Origin of the sequence: Buttiauxella gaviniae, from assembly GCF_040786275.1 — a bacterium.
In the GTDB taxonomy this organism is placed as follows: domain Bacteria; phylum Pseudomonadota; class Gammaproteobacteria; order Enterobacterales; family Enterobacteriaceae; genus Buttiauxella; species Buttiauxella gaviniae_A.
Genome location: NZ_JBFMVT010000002.1, coordinates 2169462 through 2195993 on the forward strand (window position 1 = coordinate 2169462; position 26532 = coordinate 2195993).

The 26532-nt window shown below is 52.0% G+C and carries 15 protein-coding genes, 1 tRNA gene, 3 rRNA genes and 1 riboswitch; of the genes, 14 read left to right on the forward strand and 5 right to left on the reverse strand.

The annotated features are described in order from the left end of the window. Window positions 1-10: 10 nt before the first annotated feature. The 3 genes from AB1E22_RS10760 to AB1E22_RS10770 all read left to right on the forward strand — a co-directional run bounded on the left by AB1E22_RS10760 (window position 11) and on the right by AB1E22_RS10770 (window position 1773). Window positions 11-601 (forward strand): YjaG family protein, encoded by a 591-nt coding sequence (locus tag AB1E22_RS10760; RefSeq protein ID WP_367595313.1) that lies wholly within the window; start codon window positions 11-13, stop codon window positions 599-601. A gap of 186 nt (window positions 602-787) precedes the next feature. Beyond that, window positions 788-1060, forward strand: a complete 273-nt coding sequence (hupA, locus tag AB1E22_RS10765) for a nucleoid-associated protein HU-alpha (protein ID WP_002445246.1) — start codon at window positions 788-790, stop codon at window positions 1058-1060. Between the two features lie 14 nt (window positions 1061-1074). Beyond that, window positions 1075-1773, forward strand: a complete 699-nt coding sequence (locus AB1E22_RS10770; RefSeq protein WP_367597362.1) for a DUF1481 domain-containing protein — start codon at window positions 1075-1077, stop codon at window positions 1771-1773. A 98-nt stretch (window positions 1774-1871) separates the two neighbouring features. Here AB1E22_RS10770 and purD read toward each other — a convergent pair whose 3' ends face one another. Together purD and purH are read right to left on the reverse strand one after the other, a co-directional pair. Next, entirely contained in the window at window positions 1872-3164 is a 1293-nt protein-coding gene (purD, locus tag AB1E22_RS10775; RefSeq protein WP_367595314.1) for a phosphoribosylamine--glycine ligase, read from the reverse strand. Between the two features lie 16 nt (window positions 3165-3180). Beyond that, window positions 3181-4770: a bifunctional phosphoribosylaminoimidazolecarboxamide formyltransferase/IMP cyclohydrolase gene (gene purH / locus AB1E22_RS10780; protein ID WP_367595315.1), complete on the reverse strand. Its 1590-nt coding sequence runs from the start codon at window positions 4768-4770 to the stop codon at window positions 3181-3183. A gap of 610 nt (window positions 4771-5380) precedes the next feature. Here purH and AB1E22_RS10785 point away from each other — a divergent pair. The 8 genes from AB1E22_RS10785 to aceK all read left to right on the forward strand — a co-directional run bounded on the left by AB1E22_RS10785 (window position 5381) and on the right by aceK (window position 16640). Beyond that, window positions 5381-6922 (forward strand): 16S ribosomal RNA (locus AB1E22_RS10785). Window positions 6923-7008: 86 nt separating this feature from the next. After that, window positions 7009-7084 (forward strand) — tRNA-Glu (locus AB1E22_RS10790). A 218-nt stretch (window positions 7085-7302) separates the two neighbouring features. Continuing rightward, window positions 7303-10210, forward strand: a 23S ribosomal RNA gene (locus AB1E22_RS10795). Window positions 10211-10319: 109 nt separating this feature from the next. Then, window positions 10320-10435, forward strand: a 5S ribosomal RNA gene (gene rrf / locus AB1E22_RS10800). Together the 16S, 23S and 5S rRNA genes with 1 tRNA gene alongside form the textbook arrangement of a ribosomal RNA operon. A gap of 257 nt (window positions 10436-10692) precedes the next feature. Beyond that, on the forward strand, window positions 10693-11622 hold the full coding sequence (gene metA, locus AB1E22_RS10805) for a homoserine O-acetyltransferase MetA (RefSeq protein WP_367595316.1): 930 nt from the start codon (window positions 10693-10695) through the stop codon (window positions 11620-11622). A gap of 256 nt (window positions 11623-11878) precedes the next feature. Further along, complete coding sequence (gene aceB / locus AB1E22_RS10810; RefSeq protein WP_367595317.1) at window positions 11879-13477, forward strand: malate synthase A; 1599 nt, start codon at window positions 11879-11881, stop codon at window positions 13475-13477. A 34-nt stretch (window positions 13478-13511) separates the two neighbouring features. Beyond that, a complete protein-coding gene (gene aceA, locus AB1E22_RS10815) occupies window positions 13512-14822 on the forward strand; it encodes an isocitrate lyase (RefSeq protein ID WP_367595318.1) in 1311 nt (436 codons plus the stop codon). Window positions 14823-14897: 75 nt separating this feature from the next. Then, window positions 14898-16640, forward strand: a complete 1743-nt coding sequence (gene aceK / locus AB1E22_RS10820) for a bifunctional isocitrate dehydrogenase kinase/phosphatase (protein ID WP_367595319.1) — start codon at window positions 14898-14900, stop codon at window positions 16638-16640. Here aceK and iclR read toward each other — a convergent pair. Continuing rightward, on the reverse strand, window positions 16637-17470 hold the full coding sequence (iclR, locus tag AB1E22_RS10825; RefSeq protein WP_367595320.1) for a glyoxylate bypass operon transcriptional repressor IclR: 834 nt from the start codon (window positions 17468-17470) through the stop codon (window positions 16637-16639). The two genes, aceK and iclR, sit on opposite strands and share 4 nt — an antisense overlap. Before the next feature lie 185 nt (window positions 17471-17655). On the opposite strand from iclR, the gene metH reads away from it, so the two are divergent. The 3 genes from metH to rluF all read left to right on the forward strand — a co-directional run bounded on the left by metH (window position 17656) and on the right by rluF (window position 24270). Next, entirely contained in the window at window positions 17656-21339 is a 3684-nt protein-coding gene (gene metH, locus AB1E22_RS10830) for a methionine synthase (RefSeq protein WP_367595321.1), read from the forward strand. A gap of 171 nt (window positions 21340-21510) precedes the next feature. After that, the gene (locus tag AB1E22_RS10835) at window positions 21511-23139 is read left to right on the forward strand and encodes a Na/Pi cotransporter family protein (RefSeq protein WP_367595322.1); all 1629 of its coding nucleotides are present in this window, start codon (window positions 21511-21513) and stop codon (window positions 23137-23139) included. 249 nt (window positions 23140-23388) lie between these two features. Then, a complete protein-coding gene (gene rluF / locus AB1E22_RS10840; RefSeq protein WP_367595323.1) occupies window positions 23389-24270 on the forward strand; it encodes a 23S rRNA pseudouridine(2604) synthase RluF in 882 nt (293 codons plus the stop codon). Window position 24271: 1 nt separating this feature from the next. On the opposite strand, the gene AB1E22_RS10845 is transcribed toward rluF, so the two are convergent. Beyond that, a complete protein-coding gene (locus AB1E22_RS10845) occupies window positions 24272-24544 on the reverse strand; it encodes a DUF3811 domain-containing protein (RefSeq protein WP_367595324.1) in 273 nt (90 codons plus the stop codon). A gap of 184 nt (window positions 24545-24728) precedes the next feature. After that, window positions 24729-26084, reverse strand: a complete 1356-nt coding sequence (gene lysC, locus AB1E22_RS10850; RefSeq protein WP_367595326.1) for a lysine-sensitive aspartokinase 3 — start codon at window positions 26082-26084, stop codon at window positions 24729-24731. A gap of 112 nt (window positions 26085-26196) precedes the next feature. Continuing rightward, window positions 26197-26423, reverse strand: a riboswitch (Lysine riboswitch). Window positions 26424-26532 lie beyond the last annotated feature (109 nt).

Below are 26532 nucleotides of genomic sequence, written 5' to 3' on the forward strand. Positions count from 1 at the left end.
AGACATCGTTATGTTACAAAACCCAATCCATCTGCGCATGGAGAAACTGGAAAGCTGGCAGCATGTCACTTTCATGGCTTCTTTATGCGAACGTATGTATCCGAATTACGCCATGTTCTGCCAGCAAACTGAATTTGGTGATCCTCAGCTTTATCGCCGTATTCTCGATCTGATTTGGGAGACGTTGACGGTTAAAGACGCGAAAGTAAACTTTGATAGCCAACTTGAGAAACTCGAAGAAGGCATTCCTGTTGCGGACGACTATGATATTTACGGTGTCTACCCGGCGATTGATGCATGCGTCGCACTGAGCGAATTACTTCATTCACGTCTTTCAGGGGAAACGCTGGAGCATGCGATTGAAGTGAGTAAGGCATCCATTACCACCGTTGCGATGCTGGAAATGACCCAGGCTGGTCGTGAAATGACCGACGAAGAGCTGCGTGCAAACCCGGCTGTTGAAGAAGAATGGGACATTCAGTGGGAGATTTTCCGCTTGTTGGCGGACTGCGAAGAACGCGACATCGAGCTGATTAAAGGGCTCCGTGCAGACTTGCGCGAGGCGGGTAGCAGCAATATTGGTATAAATTTGCAGCAGTAAGACAGCAAAACGTGACTTACAGTCCGAATTGTCACCCCTGAAGGCTTCCAATTAGCCCCCCGTCTGGTCTACATTTGTGGGGCGAAAAAAAGTGGCTATCGGTGCGTGTATGCAGGAGAGTGCTTTTTTGGCATTTCCGTCGCACTCGATGCTTAGCAAGCGATAAACACATTGTAAGGATAACTTATGAACAAGACTCAACTGATTGATGTAATTGCTGACAAGGCTGATCTGTCTAAAGTACAGGCTAAAGCTGCTCTGGAATCTACTCTGGCTGCAATTACTGAGTCTCTGAAAGAAGGTGATGCTGTACAACTGGTTGGTTTCGGTACCTTCAAGGTAAACCACCGTGCTGAGCGCACTGGCCGTAACCCACAGACCGGTAAAGAAATCAAAATCGCCGCAGCTAACGTGCCGGCATTTGTTTCTGGTAAAGCACTGAAAGACGCTGTTAAGTAAGTTAACCAGTGTCAGTGAACAGTTTTAGCAGGGGGGCGTTTACGCCCCTTTTGTTTGCCTGGCGTCCTCTGGTTACGCTTGCAAGCACAGCACTGCTAATCGCGTGCAGCAGTCATCCTCCTCTCCCTCCGTTTACGGCAAGCGGCTATATTGCCGATCAGGGCGTGGTGCGCATCTGGCGCAAGGACAACAGTGATGACGAAAGCGTTCACATGCTCACGGTATTTAGTCCAATACGAACAGGGAAGACCACCACCAGTGATTACCGCTGGCAGGGGGAGCAACTGCTTTCTATTGAAACGACAATTCAGAGTGAGCCGCCAGAAAGCGTAAAAGTTCGTTTTGACGATCATGGCGAATTGAGCTTTATGCAGCATGAAGTGGACGGCCAAAAACAGCAGCTTTCCAACGATCAAATTGCTTTATACCAATATCAGGCAAGCCAGACCAAAGCGATCAGCGAAGCATTACGCATCGGGCGTGTTGTTTTGCGGCAAGGGCGCTGGCATAGCAATGGCACAGTGACGACCTGTGAAGGCGAGACATTCGAGCCGAAACTCGATAGCGTGTCGCTAAGTCATATTACGAATCGTCAACGACACTCATCGATGGATGTCAGCATTGCCTGGCTTGAAGCGCCGGAAGGTTCGCAGCTTTTACTGGTCGCGAATCAGGACTTCTGTAGCTGGCAGCCGAAACCGGAAGACTTCTGAGATAAAATTCCTTGTGGGTCGGATAAGCGTTAACGCCAACCGACATAGCAGGTGGATAGCGCTGATGCTTATCCGACCTGCCCTGTTAGCCGTTCCTGTTACTTTGCGTTTTCACGCTCAATGGCGCGATAGCCTATATCTGAGCGGCTAAAACTGCCCTCCCAGTGAATATCCTTCATCAACTCATAAGCCCGCTGTTGCGCTTGTGCGACGGTATCGCCCAGGGCGGTAACACACAGAACGCGTCCACCATTCGTCACGACCATATCGTCTTCACGCAGTTTCGTTCCGGCGTGGAACACTTTGCCGTCGGCAACTTCTTCCAGCGGCAGGCCGTGAATCACATCGCCATTACGGTAATCCGCAGGATACCCGCCCGCAGCCATAACGACGCCTAACGAAGGACGCTCGTCCCACTTCGACGTAGTCTTGTTGAGTTTACCGTCACAGGCGGCGAGACACAGCTCGACCAGATCGGATTGTAGGCGCAGCATAATCGGCTGAGTTTCCGGGTCGCCAAAGCGGCAGTTAAACTCGATAACCTTCGGGTTGCCTTGCTTGTCGATCATCAGGCCGGCATACAGGAAACCAGTATAGATATTCCCTTCCGCCGCCATACCGCGCACGGTTGGCCAGATAACTAAATCCATCGCGCGCTGGTGGACTTCATCTGTGACAACCGGGGCAGGAGAGTAAGCACCCATACCGCCGGTATTCGGGCCGCTGTCGCCATCGCCGACGCGTTTGTGATCCTGGCTGGTAGCCATCGGCAGAACGTTCTCGCCGTCGACCATCACGATGAAGCTGGCTTCTTCGCCGTCGAGGAACTCTTCCACTACGATGCGGTGCCCGGCATCGCCGAATGCGTTGCCCGCCAGCATATCGTTAACAGCGGCTTCCGCTTCTTCAAGCGACATCGCGACAATCACACCTTTACCGGCGGCCAGGCCGTCGGCCTTAATCACAATCGGCGCGCCTTTTTCACGGACGTATGCCAGTGCAGGCTCTACTTCGGTGAAGTTCTGGTATTCAGCCGTTGGGATTTTATGGCGAGCCAGGAAATCTTTGGTGAAAGCTTTGGAACCTTCCAACTGGGCAGCCCCCTGAGTTGGTCCAAAGATTTTCAGGCCAGCGGCGCGAAACGCATCTACAACGCCAATCACCAGCGGTGCTTCCGGGCCAACAATCGTCAGATCGATTTTTTCATTTTGCGCAAAGCTGAGTAGGGCAGGAATATCCGTAGGGTTAATTGCTACATTCTGTAAAGCGGGTTCAAGAGCGGTCCCCGCGTTACCCGGCGCAACAAATACAGTACGGACTAACGGCGACTGCGACGCTTTCCAGGCAAGCGCATGTTCGCGCCCGCCATTACCAATCACTAATACTTTCATATACAGGTGCTCCGGATTAATGGCGGAAGTGGCGCATGTCGGTGAAGATCATCGCGATCCCGTGCTCATCGGCTGCGGCGATCACTTCTTCGTCACGGATCGAACCACCCGGTTGGATAACACAACTCACGCCAACTGCTGCTGCTGCATCAATACCATCGCGGAATGGGAAGAAAGCATCGGACGCCATGGCGGAACCTTTCACTTCCAACCCTTCATCGCCTGCTTTGATACCGGCAATTTTAGCGGAGTAAACGCGGCTCATCTGACCGGCACCTATGCCGATGGTCATATTATCGCGCGCGTAGACAATCGCGTTGGATTTAACAAACTTTGCCACTTTCCAGCAGAACAGGGCGTCACGCAGTTCCTGCTCGGAAGGCTGGCGTTTGCTAACAACGCGAAGATCGGCGGCTGTGACCATGCCCAGATCGCGATCTTGTACTAACAGCCCACCGTTCACACGTTTGAAGTCCAGACCTGAAACGCGCTGCTGCCACTGGCCGCAAATCAGAACACGGACGTTTTGTTTTGCTGCGGTGATCTTCAATGCTTCTTCGCTAGCCGAAGGGGCAATAATAACTTCGACAAACTGGCGAGAGATAATCGCCTGCGCGGTTTCGGCATCCAGTTCGCGGTTGAAAGCGATGATGCCGCCGAATGCAGAGGTTGGGTCGGTTTTATAAGCGCGGTCGTAGGCATCTAATAAGGAATCACTGACTGCCACACCGCAAGGATTGGCGTGCTTCACGATAACGCAAGCTGGCTCGCTGAACTCTTTCACGCATTCCAGCGCGGCGTCGGTATCCGCAATGTTGTTATAAGAAAGCGCTTTACCCTGAACTTGCGTTGCGGTGGCAACGGATGCTTCCTTAATTTCTTCTTCTATATAGAAGGCCGCTTGTTGGTGGCTGTTTTCGCCATAACGCATATCCTGTTTCTTAATGAAGTTCAGGTTCAGCGTGCGAGGGAAGCGGCCAGAAGGATCTTTACTTTCGCCATGATAAGCCGGAACCAGGCTGCCGAAGTAGTTGGCGATCATGCTGTCGTAAGCGGCGGTGTGCTCGAAAGCTTTAATAGCGAGATCGAAACGGGTTTCTAACGTGAGGGAACCTTCGTTGCTATCCAGCTCGTTGATAATCGCTTCGTAGTCACTGCTCTTAACCACGATGGCCACGTCTTTATGATTCTTCGCTGCGGAGCGAACCATTGTTGGACCGCCAATATCAATATTCTCTACCGCATCTTCCAGAGAGCAGCCTTCGCGTGCAACGGTTTGGGCAAATGGGTAAAGGTTGACGACAACCATATCAATAGGGGAGATGGCGTGTTCTGCCATGATGGCATCGTCCTGGCCGCGACGGCCCAGAATGCCGCCGTGAACTTTTGGATGCAGAGTTTTGACGCGTCCATCCATCATCTCCGGGAAACCGGTGTAGTCAGAGACTTCGGTTACCGGCAGGCCAGCTTCAGCCAACAGACGAGCGGTTCCGCCTGTAGAAAGCAGCTCTACACCACGTTGGGAGAGTGCCTGGGCGAATTCGACGATACCGGCTTTGTCAGAAACACTGAGCAGAGCGCGGCGTACAGGACGACGTTGTTGCATGGTTTGATCCCTTAGCTTTGGTTCGCATATAGAAGAGCGTTAGCTGAATTTTAGTTATTTTCCCTAAAACTCAGCTAACGCCCCAAAACGGGGCGTCAATTTATTGCGGGTGCATTGTAGCGAAAACGTTTGCGTCACGCTCGCAAAATTTGGGGCTTCATCACGATTGTGGATAACTGTGTGCGCAACTGCGTATAAGGCGGGGTTTTGCTGTGGAATGCAGCAGTCAGTCAGATTCGTGCAAATTTAGGGTTGCGGCCCCGGCAGAACTCCCTATAATGCGCCTCCATCGACACGGAACATGTGAACAACATCACAGAGTAACGGCGGCGATGAGAGTCAAATATCCTGAAATTAAGGGTTGACTCTGAAAGAGGAAAGCGTAATATACGCCACCTCGAGTTAGCAAGCGAAAGCGCGTAACTCACTGCTCTTTAACAATTTATCAGACAATCTGTGTGGGCACTCGCAGGATTGATATCTCAGATACCTCCGGGTATCAAAAAAATATCAAGTCTTGAAGAGTGACCAAGCAGTAATTCATTTAGTTGAATTATTACGAAAGTTAATTTTTGAGCACCGCTTACTCATTGTAAGCAAATCAAGCTTTTAATTGAAGAGTTTGATCATGGCTCAGATTGAACGCTGGCGGCAGGCCTAACACATGCAAGTCGAGCGGCAGCGGGAAGTAGCTTGCTACTTTGCCGGCGAGCGGCGGACGGGTGAGTAATGTCTGGGAAACTGCCTGATGGAGGGGGATAACTACTGGAAACGGTAGCTAATACCGCATAACGTCTTCGGACCAAAGAGGGGGACCTTCGGGCCTCTTGCCATCAGATGTGCCCAGATGGGATTAGCTAGTAGGTGAGGTAATGGCTCACCTAGGCGACGATCCCTAGCTGGTCTGAGAGGATGACCAGCCACACTGGAACTGAGACACGGTCCAGACTCCTACGGGAGGCAGCAGTGGGGAATATTGCACAATGGGCGCAAGCCTGATGCAGCCATGCCGCGTGTATGAAGAAGGCCTTCGGGTTGTAAAGTACTTTCAGCGAGGAGGAAGGCATTGTGGTTAATAACCGCAGTGATTGACGTTACTCGCAGAAGAAGCACCGGCTAACTCCGTGCCAGCAGCCGCGGTAATACGGAGGGTGCAAGCGTTAATCGGAATTACTGGGCGTAAAGCGCACGCAGGCGGTTTGTTAAGTCAGATGTGAAATCCCCGGGCTCAACCTGGGAACTGCATTTGAAACTGGCAAGCTTGAGTCTTGTAGAGGGGGGTAGAATTCCAGGTGTAGCGGTGAAATGCGTAGAGATCTGGAGGAATACCGGTGGCGAAGGCGGCCCCCTGGACAAAGACTGACGCTCAGGTGCGAAAGCGTGGGGAGCAAACAGGATTAGATACCCTGGTAGTCCACGCCGTAAACGATGTCGACTTGGAGGTTGTTCCCTTGAGGAGTGGCTTCCGGAGCTAACGCGTTAAGTCGACCGCCTGGGGAGTACGGCCGCAAGGTTAAAACTCAAATGAATTGACGGGGGCCCGCACAAGCGGTGGAGCATGTGGTTTAATTCGATGCAACGCGAAGAACCTTACCTACTCTTGACATCCACAGAATTCGGCAGAGATGCCTTAGTGCCTTCGGGAACTGTGAGACAGGTGCTGCATGGCTGTCGTCAGCTCGTGTTGTGAAATGTTGGGTTAAGTCCCGCAACGAGCGCAACCCTTATCCTTTGTTGCCAGCGGTCCGGCCGGGAACTCAAAGGAGACTGCCAGTGATAAACTGGAGGAAGGTGGGGATGACGTCAAGTCATCATGGCCCTTACGAGTAGGGCTACACACGTGCTACAATGGCGCATACAAAGAGAAGCGACCTCGCGAGAGCAAGCGGACCTCATAAAGTGCGTCGTAGTCCGGATCGGAGTCTGCAACTCGACTCCGTGAAGTCGGAATCGCTAGTAATCGTAGATCAGAATGCTACGGTGAATACGTTCCCGGGCCTTGTACACACCGCCCGTCACACCATGGGAGTGGGTTGCAAAAGAAGTAGGTAGCTTAACCTTCGGGAGGGCGCTTACCACTTTGTGATTCATGACTGGGGTGAAGTCGTAACAAGGTAACCGTAGGGGAACCTGCGGTTGGATCACCTCCTTACCTGAAAGATACGAACTTGCGTAGTGCTCACACAGATTGTCTGATAGATGTAAAGAAGCAAGGCGTCTTGCGAGTGAGACTTCAGTGTCCCCTTCGTCTAGAGGCCCAGGACACCGCCCTTTCACGGCGGTAACAGGGGTTCGAATCCCCTAGGGGACGCCACTTGCTGGTTTGTGAGTGAAAGTCGCCGACCTCAATATCTCAAAACTGACTTAGCAGTCACGTTTGAGATATTTGCTCTTTAAAAATCCGGAACAAGCTGAAAATTGAAACGACACACTGTTTCCTTTCTCCGTAATAAGAAAGGAAGTGAGGTGTGTTCGAGTCTCTCAAATTTTCACGACACCGATTGTGTCTCACGAGACACCTTCGGGTTGTGAGGTTAAGCGACTAAGCGTACACGGTGGATGCCCTGGCAGTCAGAGGCGATGAAGGACGTGCTAATCTGCGATAAGCGTCGGTAAGGTGATATGAACCGTTATAACCGACGATTTCCGAATGGGGAAACCCAGTGCAATCCGTTGCACTATCGTTAAGTGAATACATAGCTTAACGAAGCGAACCGGGGGAACTGAAACATCTAAGTACCCCGAGGAAAAGAAATCAACCGAGATTCCCCCAGTAGCGGCGAGCGAACGGGGAGCAGCCCAGAGTCTGAATCAGTTTGTGTATTAGTGGAAGCGTCTGGAAAGTCGCAGGGTACAGGGTGATACTCCCGTACACAAAAATACACCTTCTGTGAACTCGAAGAGTAGGGCGGGACACGTGGTATCCTGTCTGAATATGGGGGGACCATCCTCCAAGGCTAAATACTCCTGACTGACCGATAGTGAACCAGTACCGTGAGGGAAAGGCGAAAAGAACCCCGGCGAGGGGAGTGAAACAGAACCTGAAACCGTGTACGTACAAGCAGTGGGAGCCTCTTTATGGGGTGACTGCGTACCTTTTGTATAATGGGTCAGCGACTTATATTCTGTAGCAAGGTTAACCGTATAGGGGAGCCGCAGGGAAACCGAGTCTTAACTGGGCGTTAAGTTGCAGGGTATAGACCCGAAACCCGGTGATCTAGCCATGGGCAGGTTGAAGGTTGGGTAACACTAACTGGAGGACCGAACCGACTAATGTTGAAAAATTAGCGGATGACTTGTGGCTGGGGGTGAAAGGCCAATCAAACCGGGAGATAGCTGGTTCTCCCCGAAAGCTATTTAGGTAGCGCCTCGTGAACTCATCTTCGGGGGTAGAGCACTGTTTCGGCTAGGGGGCCATCCCGGCTTACCAACCCGATGCAAACTACGAATACCGAAGAATGTTATCACGGGAGACACACGGCGGGTGCTAACGTCCGTCGTGAAGAGGGAAACAACCCAGACCGCCAGCTAAGGTCCCAAAGTCATGGTTAAGTGGGAAACGATGTGGGAAGGCACAGACAGCCAGGATGTTGGCTTAGAAGCAGCCATCATTTAAAGAAAGCGTAATAGCTCACTGGTCGAGTCGGCCTGCGCGGAAGATGTAACGGGGCTAAACCATGCACCGAAGCTGCGGCAGCGACACTTAGGTGTTGTTGGGTAGGGGAGCGTTCTGTAAGCCGTCGAAGGTGGCCTGTGAGGGCTGCTGGAGGTATCAGAAGTGCGAATGCTGACATAAGTAACGATAAAGCGGGTGAAAAGCCCGCTCGCCGGAAGACCAAGGGTTCCTGTCCAACGTTAATCGGGGCAGGGTGAGTCGACCCCTAAGGCGAGGCCGAAAGGCGTAGTCGATGGGAAACAGGTTAATATTCCTGTACTCGGTGTTACTGCGAAGGGGGGACGGAGAAGGCTATGTTGGCCGGGCGACGGTTGTCCCGGTTTAAGCATGTAGGCGGGAAGTTTAGGTAAATCCGGACTTCTGTATAACGCTGAGGTGTGACGACGAGGCACTACGGTGCTGAAGTGACAAATGCCCTGCTTCCAGGAAAAGCCTCTAAGCATCAGGTAACATCAAATCGTACCCCAAACCGACACAGGTGGTCAGGTAGAGAATACCAAGGCGCTTGAGAGAACTCGGGTGAAGGAACTAGGCAAAATGGTGCCGTAACTTCGGGAGAAGGCACGCTGTCGGTAAGTGAAACCCCTCGCGGGTGGAGCTGAAGGCAGTCGAAGATACCAGCTGGCTGCAACTGTTTATTAAAAACACAGCACTGTGCAAACACGAAAGTGGACGTATACGGTGTGACGCCTGCCCGGTGCCGGAAGGTTAATTGATGGGGTTAAGCGCAAGCTGAAGCTCTTGATCGAAGCCCCGGTAAACGGCGGCCGTAACTATAACGGTCCTAAGGTAGCGAAATTCCTTGTCGGGTAAGTTCCGACCTGCACGAATGGCGTAATGATGGCCAGGCTGTCTCCACCCGAGACTCAGTGAAATTGAAATCGCTGTGAAGATGCAGTGTACCCGCGGCAAGACGGAAAGACCCCGTGAACCTTTACTATAGCTTGACACTGAACACTGGTCCTTGATGTGTAGGATAGGTGGGAGGCTTTGAAGCGAGGACGCCAGTTCTTGTGGAGCCAACCTTGAAATACCACCCTTTAATGGCTGGTGTTCTAACGTAGACCCGTGATCCGGGTTGCGGACAGTGTCTGGTGGGTAGTTTGACTGGGGCGGTCTCCTCCTAAAGCGTAACGGAGGAGCACGAAGGTTAGCTAATCACGGTCGGACATCGTGAGGTTAGTGCAAAGGCATAAGCTAGCTTGACTGCGAGAGTGACGGCTCGAGCAGGTGCGAAAGCAGGTCTTAGTGATCCGGTGGTTCTGAATGGAAGGGCCATCGCTCAACGGATAAAAGGTACTCCGGGGATAACAGGCTGATACCGCCCAAGAGTTCATATCGACGGCGGTGTTTGGCACCTCGATGTCGGCTCATCACATCCTGGGGCTGAAGTAGGTCCCAAGGGTATGGCTGTTCGCCATTTAAAGTGGTACGCGAGCTGGGTTTAGAACGTCGTGAGACAGTTCGGTCCCTATCTGCCGTGGGCGCTGGAGAATTGAGGGGGGCTGCTCCTAGTACGAGAGGACCGGAGTGGACGCATCACTGGTGTTCGGGTTGTCATGCCAATGGCATTGCCCGGTAGCTAAATGCGGAAAAGATAAGCGCTGAAAGCATCTAAGCGCGAAACTTGCCCCGAGATGAGTTCTCCCTGAGCCTTTAAGGCTCCTGAAGGAACGTTGAAGACGACGACGTTGATAGGCTGGGTGTGTAAGCGTAGCGATACGTTGAGCTAACCAGTACTAATGATCCGTGAGGCTTAACCTTACAACACCGAAGGTGTTTTGGTGAGAGAGATTTGATTTTAATTTTCAGCTGAATTCCGGATTTAGGTTAACGGTCACCCGGGAGGTGACGGTTAATGAAACAGAATATGCCTGGCGGCACTAGCGCGGTGGTCCCACCTGACCCCATGCCGAACTCAGAAGTGAAACGCCGTAGCGCCGATGGTAGTGTGGGGTCTCCCCATGCGAGAGTAGGGAACTGCCAGGCTCCAATCAAGTAAGAAGCCCTGCACTGACGTGCAGGGCTTTTTGCCGTCTGCGGTTTATGGAAATTCACTTCCTACCCTCATGATAATCCTCTGTAAATACCGCCTATCTCTAGAGTAATCCACTACAGCTAAAAACCGTTTTTAAGTGAAACATTTTCAACTATCTTATGATTACTCGACATTTGACAAGCGGCGAGTTATCTTCAGCTATCTGGATGTCTAAACGTTTAAACGTATGCTGTGAGGATATAAGGTTATGCCAATTCGGGTGCAGGATGAGTTACCAGCCGTCAATTTCCTACGGGATGAGAATGTCTTTGTTATGACCTCATCGCGCGCAAGCAATCAGGAGATCCGTCCGCTAAAGGTGCTCATACTTAATCTGATGCCGAAAAAGATCGAGACGGAAAACCAGTTTTTACGTCTGCTTTCTAACTCTCCTCTACAGGTTGACGTTCAATTATTGCGCATTGATTCACGTGAATCCCGCAATACACCCACTGAGCACCTCAATAACTTCTACTGCAATTTCGACGATATTCAGGATGAAAATTTTGATGGGTTGATCGTGACGGGTGCTCCATTGGGCCTGGTGGAATTTAACGACGTGGCTTACTGGCCGCAGATCGAACAAGTTATCCATTGGGCGAAAGATCACGTCACCTCTACGCTCTTTGTCTGTTGGGCTGTACAGGCTGCGCTGAATATTCTCTACGGTATCCCTAAACAAACGCGTAAAGAGAAGCTATCTGGAGTCTATGAGCATAAACTCACTTACCCGCATGCTCTGCTGACACGCGGTTTTGATGACACCTTCCTCGCTCCTCACTCTCGTTATGCAGATTTCCCGGCCTCTTTGATTCGTGACTACACCGATCTGGAAGTTCTGGCCGAGTCAGAAGAAGGGGATGCCTACCTTTTCGGCAGCAAAGATAAGCGTATTGCCTTTGTTACCGGGCATCCGGAGTATGATGCGCACACGCTTTCTGGCGAGTTTTTCCGAGATGTGGAAGCCGGCCTCAATCCTGATGTCCCATATAATTATTTCCCGAATAACGATCCGCAGAAGAAACCGCATGCGACATGGCGTAGCCATGGGAATTTGCTATTCACCAACTGGCTGAACTACTACGTTTACCAGATCACCCCATTCGATCTGCGTCATATGAATCCCACTCTCGACTAAGCGTTTCAGCATCCCGCCAGCTATACGATCAAGGCACCTCAAGGTGCCTTTTTTCTTTTCTAAAAACACATTCCCTTCGTAATAAAAATTTAACTCTAGTAATATCAAAAAGATGAATGATTTTAAAAACAAAAATGGAAATTGTTTTTGATTTTAAAAAATCATGCAGTAGTCTTAATTCTGTTGAGCGAAAACCAGACACTGGACGTACCAGATCTATTTGCTCGAGACAGGATGAGACATGGGGATAAATCCAATGACACAACAGACAGTTAGCGCAGAGTTGGCCTTTAGCCAACCGTTCGGCGAACAAGAGAGACAGATCCTGACGCCTGATGCAGTTGAATTTCTGAGTGAGCTTGTGACGCGTTTTACGCCACAACGTAATAAATTGCTGGCAGCACGCACTGCCCAGCAGGCAGAAATTGACGCGGGCACACTTCCAGACTTTATTTCGGAAACCAGTTCCATTCGTGAATCTGAGTGGGCAATTCGCGGAATACCTGCCGATTTACTGGACCGATGCGTTGAGATCACCGGGCCGGTTGAACGTAAGATGGTGATCAACGCGCTGAATGCTAACGTCAAAGTATTCATGGCTGATTTCGAAGATTCTCTGGCCCCGAGCTGGAGTAAAGTTATCGACGGGCAGATCAACCTGCGTGATGCTATCAATGGCACCATCAGTTGGACTAACGAAGCGGGAAAAATTTACCAGTTGAAGCCCGACCCTGCGGTGCTGGTTTGTCGTGTTCGTGGTCTGCACTTGCCGGAAAAACACGTTACCTGGCGCGATGAGCCGATCCCTGGCAGTCTATTTGATTTCGCGCTCTATTTCTTCCACAACGTCGATACTCTGCTGGCAAAAGGCAGCGGCCCCTATTTCTATCTGCCAAAAACGCAATCCTGGCAGGAAGCGGCCTGGTGGAGCGAAGTCTTCAGCTTTACCGAAGATCATTTTTCCCTGCCACGTGGCACCATTAAAGCGACGTTGCTGATTGAAACGCTACCAGCCGTATTCCAGATGGACGAGATCCTGCATGCACTACGCGATCACATCGTTGGGCTGAACTGTGGCCGCTGGGACTATATTTTTAGCTACATCAAAACCCTCAAGAATCATCCAGATCGCGTTTTGCCCGACAGACAGTCCGTTACGATGGATATGCCTTTCCTGAACGCTTATTCACGCCTGCTAATTAAAACTTGTCACCGTCGCGGGGCTTTTGCCATGGGCGGCATGGCGGCATTTATCCCCAGTAAAGACAGTCAACGCAATGACTGGGTGTTAAACAAAGTCAAAGCAGATAAACAAATGGAAGCCACCAACGGTCACGATGGCACATGGATTGCGCATCCAGGCCTTGCTGACACAGTAATGGAAGTCTTTACCAAAGCATTAGGTAACGATAAAAACCAGCTTCATGTTTTGCGTACAGAAGATGCTCCGATTACTGCAAAACAGTTGCTGGAAGCGTGTCCAGGCGAGCGAACAGAAGCGGGTATGCGCGCCAATATCCGCGTTGCGGTGCAGTACATCGAAGCCTGGATCTCAGGCAATGGTTGCGTGCCGATTTATGGGCTAATGGAAGATGCTGCCACTGCGGAAATCTCGCGAACTTCAATCTGGCAGTGGATTCATCATGAAAAAACGTTGAGTAACGGCGAAACGGTCACCAAAGCATTGTTCCGCCAGATGCTGGCCGAAGAGATGTTCATTATTCAGGAAGAGTTAGGTGACAAGCGTTTCAGCCAGGGGCGCTTTGATGAAGCGGCCCGCCTGATGGAGCAAATCACCACCTCTGATACGTTAATCGACTTCCTTACGCTGCCGGGCTACCGCCTGCTCGCTTAAACCCTACTTAAATAAAAATAAAGGAGCATCTGCCATGACTAAAACCTCACGCAACCAACAAATCGAACAATTACAGCAAGACTGGACGCAACCACGCTGGGAAGGCATCAAGCGCCCGTATAGCGCAGAAGAAGTGGTTAAACTGCGCGGTTCGGTAAACCCGGAGTGTACGCTGGCGCAAAACGGCGCGGCGAGAATGTGGCGCCTGCTGCATGGTGAATCGAAAAAAGGTTATATCAATAGTCTCGGTGCGTTAACCGGTGGGCAGGCGTTGCAACAGGCAAAAGCGGGTATCGAGGCCATTTATCTTTCAGGTTGGCAGGTGGCGGCGGATGCTAACCTGGCTTCCAGCATGTACCCGGATCAGTCGCTCTATCCAGCAAACTCTGTACCCGCGGTGGTTGATCGGATCAACAACACTTTCCGTCGCGCCGATCAGATCCAGTGGGCGTCGAACATTGAGGAGGGCGATCCGCGCTATGTCGATTACTACCTGCCGATCGTGGCAGATGCCGAAGCCGGTTTTGGCGGCGTATTAAATGCCTTTGAGCTGATGAAGTCGATGATCCAGGCTGGTGCGGCAGCGGTGCACTTTGAAGATCAGCTCGCATCAGTCAAGAAGTGCGGCCATATGGGCGGCAAAGTGCTGGTTCCTACTCAGGAAGCGATTCAGAAATTGGTCGCGGCACGTCTTGCCGCAGATGTGATGGGCGTTCCAACATTGTTGATTGCCCGTACCGATGCCGATGCCGCCGATTTAATCACTTCAGATTGTGATGAGTATGACCGCGAGTTTATTACGGGCGAACGTACGCAAGAAGGTTTCTACCGCACCCGTGCAGGCATTGAACAGGCTATCAGCCGTGGCCTTGCTTACGCCCCTTACGCCGATTTGGTGTGGTGTGAAACCTCGAAGCCAGATCTCGAGCAGGCGCGTCGCTTTGCTGACGCCATTCACGCCCGTTTCCCAGGAAAACTGCTGGCTTATAACTGCTCGCCGTCCTTTAACTGGAAGAAAAACCTCGACGACAAAACCATTGCTTCGTTCCAGGAGGCGCTGTCAGCAATGGGTTACAAATATCAGTTTATTACGCTGGCGGGCATTCACAGCATGTGGTTCAACATGTTCGATCTGGCGCACGCCTATGCGCAGGGAGAAGGGATGCGACATTACGTTGAAAAAGTGCAGCAGCCAGAATTTGCCGCAGCGCCCGAAGGTTACACCTTCGTATCCCATCAGCAGGAAGTGGGAACCGGCTATTTCGACCGTGTGACGACGATTATTCAGGGCGGCGCTTCGTCTGTTACCGCATTGACTGGGTCAACGGAAGAAGAGCAATTCTAAAAACGTACTCGATCAGTGCCCGCTCCATGAAGGAGGGGGCCAGGGTGAGGGCGTAAGCCCTTTACGGAGAAACCCATGACACGCAGGCTGGAACTATTAATCGCTCACACCATCCTGCAAGGTTTTGACGCGCAGTATGGCCGCTTTCTTGAGATAACTGCCGGAGCGCAGCAGCGTTTCGAGCAAGCTGACTGGCATGCGGTTCAGCAGGCGATGAAAAGCCGCATCCATCTCTATGATCATCATGTAGGTTTAGTGGTGGAGCAACTGCGTTGTATTACGGGTGGCAACAATACGGACGATGAGTTTTTATTGCGAGTTAAAGCGCAGTACACGCAGCTATTACCGGATTACCCTCGGTTTGAAATCGCCGAAAGCTTTTTCAATTCCGTCTATTGTCGGCTCTTCGATCACCGCTCGTTATCTCCCGAGCGGCTTTTTATTTTCAGTTCTCAAGAAGAGCAACGCTTTCGCACCATTTCTCGTCCGCTATCTAAAACCTATTCTCCTGCTTTAGGCTGGCAACCGCTGCTGCGCTCTCTGCTAAGGGATTTGCCTTTGCGTTTACCGTGGCAGGATGTGGGGCGCGATGCCGGGTATATTGTTGCACATCTGGCCGAAACCTTTGGTGTCGAGGCTCTGGAGCACGCCCAGCTTGAGGTCGCCAACGAACTTTTTTATCGTAATAAGGCCGCCTGGCTGGCAGGAAAACTGATTTTTCCGAGCGGCAAAGTTCCCTTTTTGCTGCCGATTCATCGCACTGACGACGGGCAATTAGTCGTTGATACGTGCTTAACCAGCACCGCCGAGGCGAGCATAGTTTTCGGCTTCGCACGTTCATATTTCATGGTTTATGCCCCGCTTCCTGCCGCTCTGGTTGAATGGTTGCGTGAGCTGCTGCCCGGTAAAACAACCGCCGAACTGTATATGGCGATTGGCTGCCAGAAACACGGCAAAACAGAAAGTTACCGGGAATATCTGACTTACATTTCCAAAACTGATGAGCAATTCATTGAAGCCCCTGGCATCCGCGGCATGGTGATGCTGGTGTTTACGCTTCCCGGTTTCGATCGGGTATTCAAGGTAATTAAAGACAAGTTTGCGCCGCAAAAAGAGGTGACAGCCGAACGTGTGCGGGCTTGCTATCAACTGGTTAAAGAACACGATCGCGTCGGGCGAATGGCCGATACTCAGGAGTTCGAAAACTTTGTGCTGTCTAAACACCAAATTAGCCAGCCATTATTGGAATTATTGTGGCAGGAAGCGCCAGAAAAAATGACGGATCTCGGGGACCGAATCGTCATTAGCCATTTGTATATTGAACGGCGTATGGTGCCGCTTAACTTATGGCTGGAGCAGGCCGAAGGTCAGCAACTGCGCGACGCGGTAGAGGAATATGGCAATGCCATTCGCCAGCTTGCCGCCGCCAATATTTTCCCGGGTGACATGCTGTTTAAAAACTTTGGCGTCACCCGTCACGGGCGTGTTGTTTTCTACGATTACGACGAAATTTGCTATATGACTGAAGTGAATTTTCGGAACGTCCCGCCATCGCGTTATCCGGAAGACGAACTCTCTGCTGAACCGTGGTATAGCGTGGCGCCGGGCGACGTATTCCCGGAAGAATTCCGTCACTATTTATGCGCCGATCTACGTATTCGCCAGATTTTTGATGAAATGCACAGCGACCTGTTTCGTGCCGATTACTGGCGAGCGTTACAAGAGCGAATCCGCAATGGGCATGTGGAAGATGTTTTTGCCTATCGCAAGCGACAGCGATTTATCACTCGTTTTGGCGAGTTAAAGCAGGCGGGTTAGCGCCCGCCGCCGTATGCCTGGGTAATCTCTTTCGCCGCTTTAATCACTAACGCGCCCAACTCTGTTACGCGGTCGTCAGTAATGCGTGAAATCGGGCCGGAAATTGAAATCGCAGCAAACGCTTCATGATGTTCGTCATAAATACACGCCGCCACACAACGTAAGCCCAACGCATGTTCTTCATCATCAAACGAATAACCCCGTTTGCGGGTTTGCGCTAAATCTTCTTTCAGATGCAGCGGGGAAGTCAGCGTTGCAGGCGTATAGCTGTGCAACCCTTTGCGATGCAGCAGCGTTGCCACCTGATCGTCGCTTAGATTGGCGAGAAAGACTTTCCCTGCACCGGATGCATGCATCGGCAATTTGCCACCAATCGGCGCTGACATGCGCATTAACTGAGCGCATTGCACCTGGTCGATAATAATCGCCTGATGATCGCTATGGTCGAGCACCGCCAGATTCACTGTTTCACCCGAATCTTCCATCAGCTTGCGCAGCATCGGGTGGACAATCGCCAGCAGATTACGGCTTTGCAGGAAACTACTGCCGACTACAAAAGCGTGTGCGCCAATCGTCCAGTGCCCAAGATCGCCAATCTGGCGTACAAAACCCAGTTGCTGCATGGTAGTGAGCAGACGATGTGTTGTGGAGTTAGGTAAGCCGGCCTGCTGCGCAAGCTCTGTGAGCGCAACGCTACCATGCGATTCCGCAATCCATTCAAGCAGTTTCAGGCCGCGTGTCAGTGACTGAACCTGTCCGGTAGGCTGAGGCGCGGCAACTGTGGCAGCGCGTGGTTTTTTTCCACGTTTGGCGGGAACGGCAGCGACCATAACTGACTCCTGTTTTCGTATCGTGGAAATCATTTTCGTTTTATTTGGCGATAATGCAACCGGCATCGGACTCATCGGATCAGTCAGGTGAACATGTCTCATGTTCCATTGCTTTGCGACTATTACAAGTTATGACAGTATGGCTCAGTGGTCTGACAGGCTTGGGTAAACAGGTGGGAGCGAGAGTGAGCAATAAATTAGAAAAACTGCATCAGCAGTTGAAAGAACGCATTTTGGTGCTGGATGGCGGTATGGGAACCATGATCCAGAGCTACCGTCTTGATGAGAGCGATTTCCGGGGTGAGCGCTTTGCGGACTGGCCGTGTGACCTGAAAGGGAACAACGATCTGCTGGTACTGAGCAAACCGGAAATTATTGCCGCTATTCACTACGCCTACTTTGAAGCCGGGGCCGACATCGTCGAAACCAATACCTTCAACTCAACCACTATCGCGATGGCGGATTACCAAATGGAATCCCTGTCGGCAGAAATTAACTACGAAGCCGCAAAACTTGCCCGCGCTTGTGCCGATGAATGGACTGCTCGCACGCCGGAAAAACCACGTTACGTGGCGGGTGTGCTCGGCCCAACCAACCGCACGGCCTCTATCTCTCCAGACGTAAACGATCCTGCGTTCCGTAACGTCACTTTCGATCAACTGGTGGAAGCCTACCGCGAATCCACCCGTGCGCTGGTGGAGGGTGGGTCCGATCTCATCATGATTGAGACGGTGTTCGATACCCTGAATGCTAAAGCGGCTATTTTCGCCGTTAAAACCGAATTTGAAGCGCTCGGCGTTGAGCTGCCGATCATGATTTCCGGCACCATCACCGATGCTTCCGGTCGTACCCTTTCTGGTCAAACGACTGAAGCGTTCTACAACTCATTACGTCATGCGGATGCACTCACCTTCGGGCTGAACTGTGCGTTGGGGCCAGATGAGCTGCGTCAGTACGTGGCAGAACTTTCACGCATCGCCGATTGTTATGTCACCGCGCACCCGAATGCCGGGCTGCCAAATGCCTTCGGTGAATACGACCTTGATGCAGATGAAATGGCGCGCCAGATTGGCGAATGGGCACAGGCCGGTTTCCTGAATATCATCGGTGGCTGCTGCGGTACCACGCCTGCGCACATCGCGGCAATGAGCAAAGCTGTTGAAGGCGTTGCACCTCGTCAAGTGCCGGAACTGCCTGTTGCATGCCGCCTGGCTGGCCTCGAGCCGCTGAACATCGGTGCCGACAGCCTGTTCGTGAACGTCGGGGAACGTACCAACGTTACCGGTTCCGCCAAATTTAAGCGCCTGATCAAAGAAGATAAATATAACGAAGCGCTGGAAGTGGCACTTCAGCAGGTGGAAAGCGGCGCGCAGATCATCGACATCAACATGGATGAAGGGATGCTCGACGCCGAAGCGGCGATGGTGCGTTTCCTCAACCTGATTGCGGGTGAGCCGGACATTGCCCGCGTGCCAATCATGATTGACTCCTCAAAATGGGACGTCATCGAAAAAGGGCTGAAATGCATACAGGGCAAGGGCATCGTTAACTCCATCTCCATGAAAGAGGGGATTGAGCCGTTTATCCACCACGCAAAACTGGTGCGCCGCTACGGTGCCGCGATGGTCGTTATGGCCTTTGACGAGGTTGGGCAGGCGGATACGCGCGAACGCAAAATCGAAATTTGCCGCCGTGCCTACAAAATTCTGACCGAGGAAGTCGGCTTCCCGCCGGAAGACATTATTTTTGACCCGAATATCTTTGCCGTCGCAACCGGCATCGAAGAGCACAACAACTATGCCCAGGACTTTATCGGCGCGTGTGAAGACATCAAGCGCGAACTTCCCCATGCAATGATCTCTGGTGGTGTGTCGAACGTGTCGTTCTCGTTCCGTGGTAACGACCCGGTGCGCGAAGCGATTCACGCCGTGTTCTTGTATTACGCGATTCGTAACGGCATGGATATGGGTATCGTCAACGCCGGGCAACTGGCGATTTATGATGACTTATCGGATGAACTGCGTGACGCCGTCGAAGACGTCATCTTAAACCGCCGCGATGATGGCACTGAACGTTTGCTGGATCTGGCAGAAAAATATCGTGGCTCCAAAAGCGATGATGGCGCAAATGCCCAGCAGGCGGAATGGCGTACCTGGGATGTGAAAAAACGTCTTGAATACTCGTTGGTAAAAGGTATCACCGAGTTTATCGAGCTGGATACCGAAGAAGCCCGTCAGCAGGCGACGCGCCCGATTGAAGTGATCGAAGGGCCGCTGATGGATGGTATGAACGTGGTCGGCGACCTGTTTGGCGAAGGGAAAATGTTCCTCCCGCAGGTGGTGAAATCCGCCCGCGTAATGAAGCAGGCAGTGGCATACCTCGAACCGTACATCGAAGCCAGCAAAGAAAAAGGCTCTACCAACGGTAAAATCGTGCTTGCCACGGTAAAAGGCGATGTGCACGACATCGGGAAAAACATCGTTGGCGTGGTGCTGCAATGTAACAACTATGAAATTATCGACCTCGGCGTAATGGTGCCAACCGAGAAGATTTTGAAAACCGCACGTGAAGTGGGGGCGGATATTATCGGCCTGTCCGGCCTGATTACCCCGTCGCTCGATGAAATGGTTAACGTCGCCAAAGAGATGGAGCGCCAGGGCTTTACGCTGCCGCTGCTGATTGGCGGGGCAACGACATCCAAAGCGCACACGGCGGTGAAAATCGAGCAGAACTACAGCGGCCCAACGGTTTATGTGCAGAACGCCTCGCGCACCGTAGGCGTGGTTGCGGCGCTGCTTTCTCCGACCCAGCATGATGAATTTGTCGAACGCACGCGTAAAGAGTACGTCACTGTACGTACTCAGCATGGCCGTAAAAAACCGCGTACTCCCCCGGTTACATTGCAAGCCGCGCGTGAAAACGACCTGGCATTTGACTGGGCAAGCTATACACCGCCTGTTCCACATCGCCCAGGTGTGCAGGAAGTCACCGCCAGCATCGAAACGCTGCGTAACTACATCGACTGGACGCCGTTCTTTATGACCTGGTCGCTGGCCGGGAAATATCCGCGCATTCTTGAAGATGAAGTGGTTGGCGAAGAAGCGCAGCGTCTGTTCAAAGACGCCAACGATATGCTCGATAAACTGCATGCGGAAAAATTACTCACCCCGCGTGGCGTAGTCGGTATCTTCCCGGCAAACCGTGTGGATGACGATATCGAAATCTATCGCGACGAATCTCGTACCCATGTGCGGACCGTCGCGCATCATCTGCGTCAGCAAACGGAAAAAGTCGGTTTTGCTAACTACTGTCTGGCCGATTTTGTTGCGCCGAAACACAGCGGCAAAGCGGATTACCTCGGCGCATTTGCGGTAACCGGTGGTTTAGAGGAAGACACGTTAGCCGAGGCTTTCGACGCACAGCACGATGATTACAACAAGATCATGGTGAAAGCGATTTCCGACCGTCTGGCGGAAGCCTTTGCGGAATACCTGCACGAACGTGTGCGCAAAGTCTATTGGGGTTATGCACCAACGGAAAACCTCAGTAACGAAGAGCTTATTCGTGAAAACTACCAGGGGATTCGCCCGGCACCGGGTTACCCGGCCTGCCCGGAACACACCGAAAAATCGACTATCTGGGAACTGCTGGACGTGGAAAATGTGATCGGTATGAAGCTCACAGAATCCTACGCGATGTGGCCTGGGGCGTCCGTTTCCGGCTGGTATTTCAGCCACCCAGACAGCAAATACTACGCTGTGGCGCAGATTCAGCGTGACCAGGTGGAAGATTATGCGCGTCGTAAAGGGATGGCGGTTACCGACGTTGAACGCTGGTTAGCACCGAATTTGGGCTACGACGCGGATTAACCTCTAATTGGGTGGATGACGCTTTCGCTTATCCACCCAACAACACCGATTCCGTAAGTCGGGTAAGCATCAACGCCACCCGACAAAACCTTCCCTCGCACCCTATTACCGCTAATCCATATATACTGGAAAGAGAAGGAATTTCTTCACTCAAACTAACCAGGAGAAAGAGTGCTTACCTTATTGCATCTGCTTTCTGCGGTGGCGTTACTGGTATGGGGTACGCATATTGTGCGTACCGGCATCATGCGTGTTTATGGTGCCAATCTCCGTAGTGTGCTCAGCCGCAGCGTTGAAAAAAAACCGTTCGCCTTTTGTGCGGGCATCGGTGTAACCGCGCTGGTGCAAAGCAGCAATGCCACCACCATGCTGGTGACCTCTTTTGTTGCTCAAGACCTTGTGGCGCTCACACCCGCGCTGGTAATTGTGCTGGGGGCGGATGTGGGTACTGCGCTGATGGCGCGAATCCTGACCTTTGATCTTTCCTGGCTTTCACCGCTTCTGATCTTTATCGGCGTTATTTTCTTCCTGAGCCGCAAGCAAACGCGTGCCGGGCAACTCGGGCGAGTCGGCATCGGCCTTGGGCTTATTTTGCTGGCGCTAGAGTTGATTGTTGCCGCCGTTACGCCGATTACGCAGGCCTCCGGCGTACAGGTGATTTTCGCCTCGCTAACCGGCGATATCATGCTTGATGCGTTAATTGGGGCGATGTTTGCCATCATCAGCTATTCAAGCCTGGCGGCCGTATTGCTGACGGCGACGCTGACGTCTGCGGGAATCATCTCGTTTGATGTCGCCCTATGTCTGGTGATTGGTGCCAACCTCGGCTCAGGCCTACTGGCCATGATCAACAACAGCACGGCTAACGCTGCTGCGCGCCGCGTCGCACTTGGCAGTTTGCTGTTTAAGCTGGTGGGCGGGGTGATTGTGCTGCCGTTCGTCCATCTTCTGGCCGATGCGATGCAAAAACTTTCGCAGCCGGAATCCGAGCTGGTTATCTATTTCCACGTCTTCTACAACTTGATTCGCTGCCTGGCGATGGTGCCATTTGCGGGGGCGATGGCACGATTCTGCCGCCGCGTGATCAGCGAAACGCCGGAAATTGATGCTCGTATGAAGCCAAAACATCTGGACGTCACCGCGCTTGATACCCCGGCTCTTGGGCTGTCCAATGCGGCGCGTGAAACGTTACGCATGGGTGATGTCCTGGAGCAAATGCTGGAGACCTGGAGCAAAGTCATGCACGGCGAGCCGCGCCAGGAAAAAGAGCTGCGCAAGCTGGCCGATGATGTGGATGTGCTCTATACCGCGATAAAACTGTATATGGCGCAGATGCAGAAAGAGGAACTGGCGGAAGTCGAATCGCGCCGTTGGGCTGAAATCATTGAGATGTCCCTTAACCTCGAACAGGCCGCTGATATTCTCGAGCGTATGGGCAGTGAAGTCGCTGATAAATCGCTGGCCGCGCGGCGGGCATTCTCGCCAGATGGGCTCAAAGAGCTGGATATTCTGCTTCAGCAATTAACCAGTAATCTGAAGCTCAGCCTGTCGGTATTTTTCTCAGCCGACGTCAACAGCGCCCGCCGTTTACGCCGTAATAAACACCGGTTCCGCATCCTGAATCGACGTTTCTCCCACGCGCATGTGGATCGCCTTCATCAGCAAAACGTCCAGAGTATTGAAACCAGCTCGCTTCACCTCGGTTTGCTTGGCGATATGAAGCGCCTGAACTCTCTGTTCTGCGCGGTCGCCTATAGCGTGCTTGAACAGCCGGATGATGACGAGCGCGACGAGTATTAACCTCTCAGGCACTTTCAAAATTGAAGGTGCCTTGCTCTGAATGGCCGCGATGCTGTTCAGGTAGGAAAACGAGAAGGGAAAATATTCGTTCAATGGACGACTTAACAAGAGGCACGATTTGAATCTGGAAAGTAGGCCGCAACGTCATTTAACGTTCTGCGAAACGCCTCCAGATAATCCGACAATGTCTCTCCTTCTTGTTCGCATCGACTCTCAGGTAGGGTATATTCCAGGTTTTACGGAGGAACCATGCTGACCAACTCATCTATACGTCTGAACAAATACATTAGCGAGAGCGGTATCTGCTCCCGTCGTGATGCCGATCGTTACATCGAACAGGGAAATGTTTTTATCAACGGCAAACGCGCCGCGATTGGCGATCAGGTATTTGCCGGAGATGTGGTGAAGGTCAACGGTCAGTTAATCGAACCCCGTGACGAAGATGATCTGGTGCTTATCGCGCTGAACAAACCTGTGGGGATCGTCAGCACCACTGAAGACGGTGAAAGAGACAACATCGTTGATTTTGTGAATCACAGCAAACGCGTTTTCCCCATTGGGCGATTAGATAAAGACTCTCAGGGGCTCATTTTTCTTACCAACCACGGTGACCTGGTAAACAAGATCCTGCGTGCCGGGAATGACCACGAAAAAGAATATATCGTTACGGTCAACAAACCGGTCACCGACGAATTTATTCGCGGTATGGGCGCGGGCGTGCCGATGCTGGGCACGATAACCAAAAAGTGCAAAGTGAAGAAAGAAGCCCCGTTTGTGTTCCGCATTACGCTGGTGCAAGGGCTTAACCGTCAGATTCGCCGCATGTGCGAACATTTTGGCTATGAAGTGACGAAGTTAGAGCGTACTCGCATCATGAATGTCAGCATGAAAGGGCTGCCGCTGGGCGAATGGCGGGATTTAACCGACGATGAATTAATTGAGTTGTTTAAATTAATTGAGAATTCTTCTTCCGAGGCCAAACCTGCGAAGAAACCAAAGGCAAAACCTGCCGCGGTGAACGCTGTGAAAAAACCGGTGGTTAGCGGGCCGAAGAGTACGGCTAAAACCCCGGCGGAGCTTGCATCACGCAAACGCTTTGCCCAGCCAGGGCGCAAGAAAAAGGGACGCTAAGTTAGCGTTTCCCACGGGAGTGGTTGTTTGCAGACCAGGAATAGGTTGCAGACGTATCCGGTTTTAATGCTTTTTGCTTTTTAATCTGGCGGACTTTTTTAGCCGCCAACTCACGTTCTGCTATCAGTTGGTCGATATAGGTTTTTTTAACGTGGTTGATTTCTGAGTTTGTCAGGGGGCGACCATGGGCGATGCGTGCGCGGTCGAGTCGCGTTTTCAGTTCGCGCTGCTCGGCTTCGGTCATATCTTGCTGTGTCAGTCTTGATGTGGACATCGTTGCGGCCTCTTAAGAAGTGGCCTCCAGTGTAAAGCAAAGTGCCCGCCAGCTCAGTAAAAATCACCTTCTCGCAGCAAAGTTACCCTTAATACATGAATGAAATACCCTTTGGGTTATCGCCTGAAACGAAAAATGCCGGAAATAAGTCCGGCATTTGTATTCATTGCATGAGTAGAAACTTTTACTCAAACAGATTGTGATGAAGTTTCTGCACCACTTTTTCTGCGTCATCCCCAGGTACCAGGAAGCACAGGTTATAGCTGGATGCGCCGTAGCAAATCATGCGGATGTTGAACGGGTCAAGCACGCCAAACACCTCTTTACCCACGCCGCAGGCCTTGGATAATTTGTTACCGATGATAGCCACCAGCGCCAGGTTCTCTTCCACTTCTACGCGGCAAAGCGAGGAAAGCTCGGTCAGCAAAGATGTGGTCAGCAGGCTGTCATCTGTAGACGTTACGCAGGTGGTATCCAGCGTCAGGGCAATACTGACTTCAGATGTGGTAATCAGATCTACGGAGACGTTGTGATGCGCCAGAATATTAAAGACTTCCGCAAGGAAACCGTGGGAGTGAAGCATACTCAGGCTATGCAGCGTCACCAGGGTTTGTTTGCGGCGCACGGTCAGAGCGCGGAATAACGGCGGATTGTCCGTTTTGTTGCACACCAGTGTACCGCCTGCTTTCGGGTCTTTGCTGGAGCCAACAAACACCGGGATATCGCTACGAACCGCAGGCAGCAGCGTTGCCGGGTGGAGCACTTTTGCACCGAAAGTCGCCATTTCAGCGGCTTCTTCAAAAGCAATTTTGTCGATACGTTTTGCCGCTGGCACCATACGTGGATCGGTCGTGTAAATGCCCGGTACGTCCGTCCAGATATCAACCCGGCTGGCATGCAGCGCTTCGCCCAGCAGTGCAGCGGTGTAGTCGCTGCCGCCACGGCCTAGTGTGGTCGTACGGCCTTTTGATTCGCTGCCGATAAAGCCTTGAGTGATGACCAGGGAGTCTGCCAGGCGCGGTTGAAGCTGTTGGCTTGCTAATTCACCTAAAGCGGCAACATCAGGTTCTGCACGGCCAAAGCGGTCGTTGGTGCGCATGATTTTACGAATATCAAACCATTGCGCGTCGACTTTACGCTCACGCAGGATCTCGACAAACAGCAGCGTAGACATCAGCTCGCCATGGCTTACCAGTTCGTCAGTTAACGCGGTAGACGTGGCAAGCGAAGCGGCTTCAGCAAGCGTGGTGATGTTTTCAAGCAGGCGCTCAACTTCTTCGCGGATGATCTGGGGATTAGCCAAACGTTCGACAATGTCATACTGAATTTTGCGAATCGCATCGAGCTTCACGAAACGCTCAGTCGCTTCAAGCCCGCCTGCCAGCGCAACCAGCAAATTGGTGATACCAGCGGAAGCGGAAAGTACCACGACGCGAACGTTTTCATCAGCAAGCACGACATCGGCGCTGCGGTTCATTGCGTCGTAATCAGCAACGCTGGTTCCGCCAAATTTGGCAATAACGGTGTGTGGGAAAGACATAACAACCTCGTGTCAGGGAGCCATTTTTTATATGGCATAAAAATTTTAAGCCTTGGCACAAGGGAAGAGCGGGAAAGGGGCAGACGTAGAAAAGTAGACCTGAACTACGGTTACACCCAGAAGCGCCCCACCTTGTCTACCTGTAGCGGCTATTTCCGCTATCCGGTATGAAGCATCCGACTGTCGAATACTTCTGGTGACAACCCAAGGGATTCAGCCCCCGTAGTCGATAACGTGCACTGCCATATGCACATTACCTCGGCGCCGCTCCCCCTCTCGTGTTGTCTGCGGAATGGCTCCTCAAACACGATACCTGGGCGACGCGCCTCTTCTGGCTTACTCACAAGTGAGCAAGTAGCCCTCTAGAAATAAAATTTTACGGCCCCGTTGTCAATAAATAACGGGCTACAGATTATTCTTAGGTACAAAAATCATCACAAATCGCTTT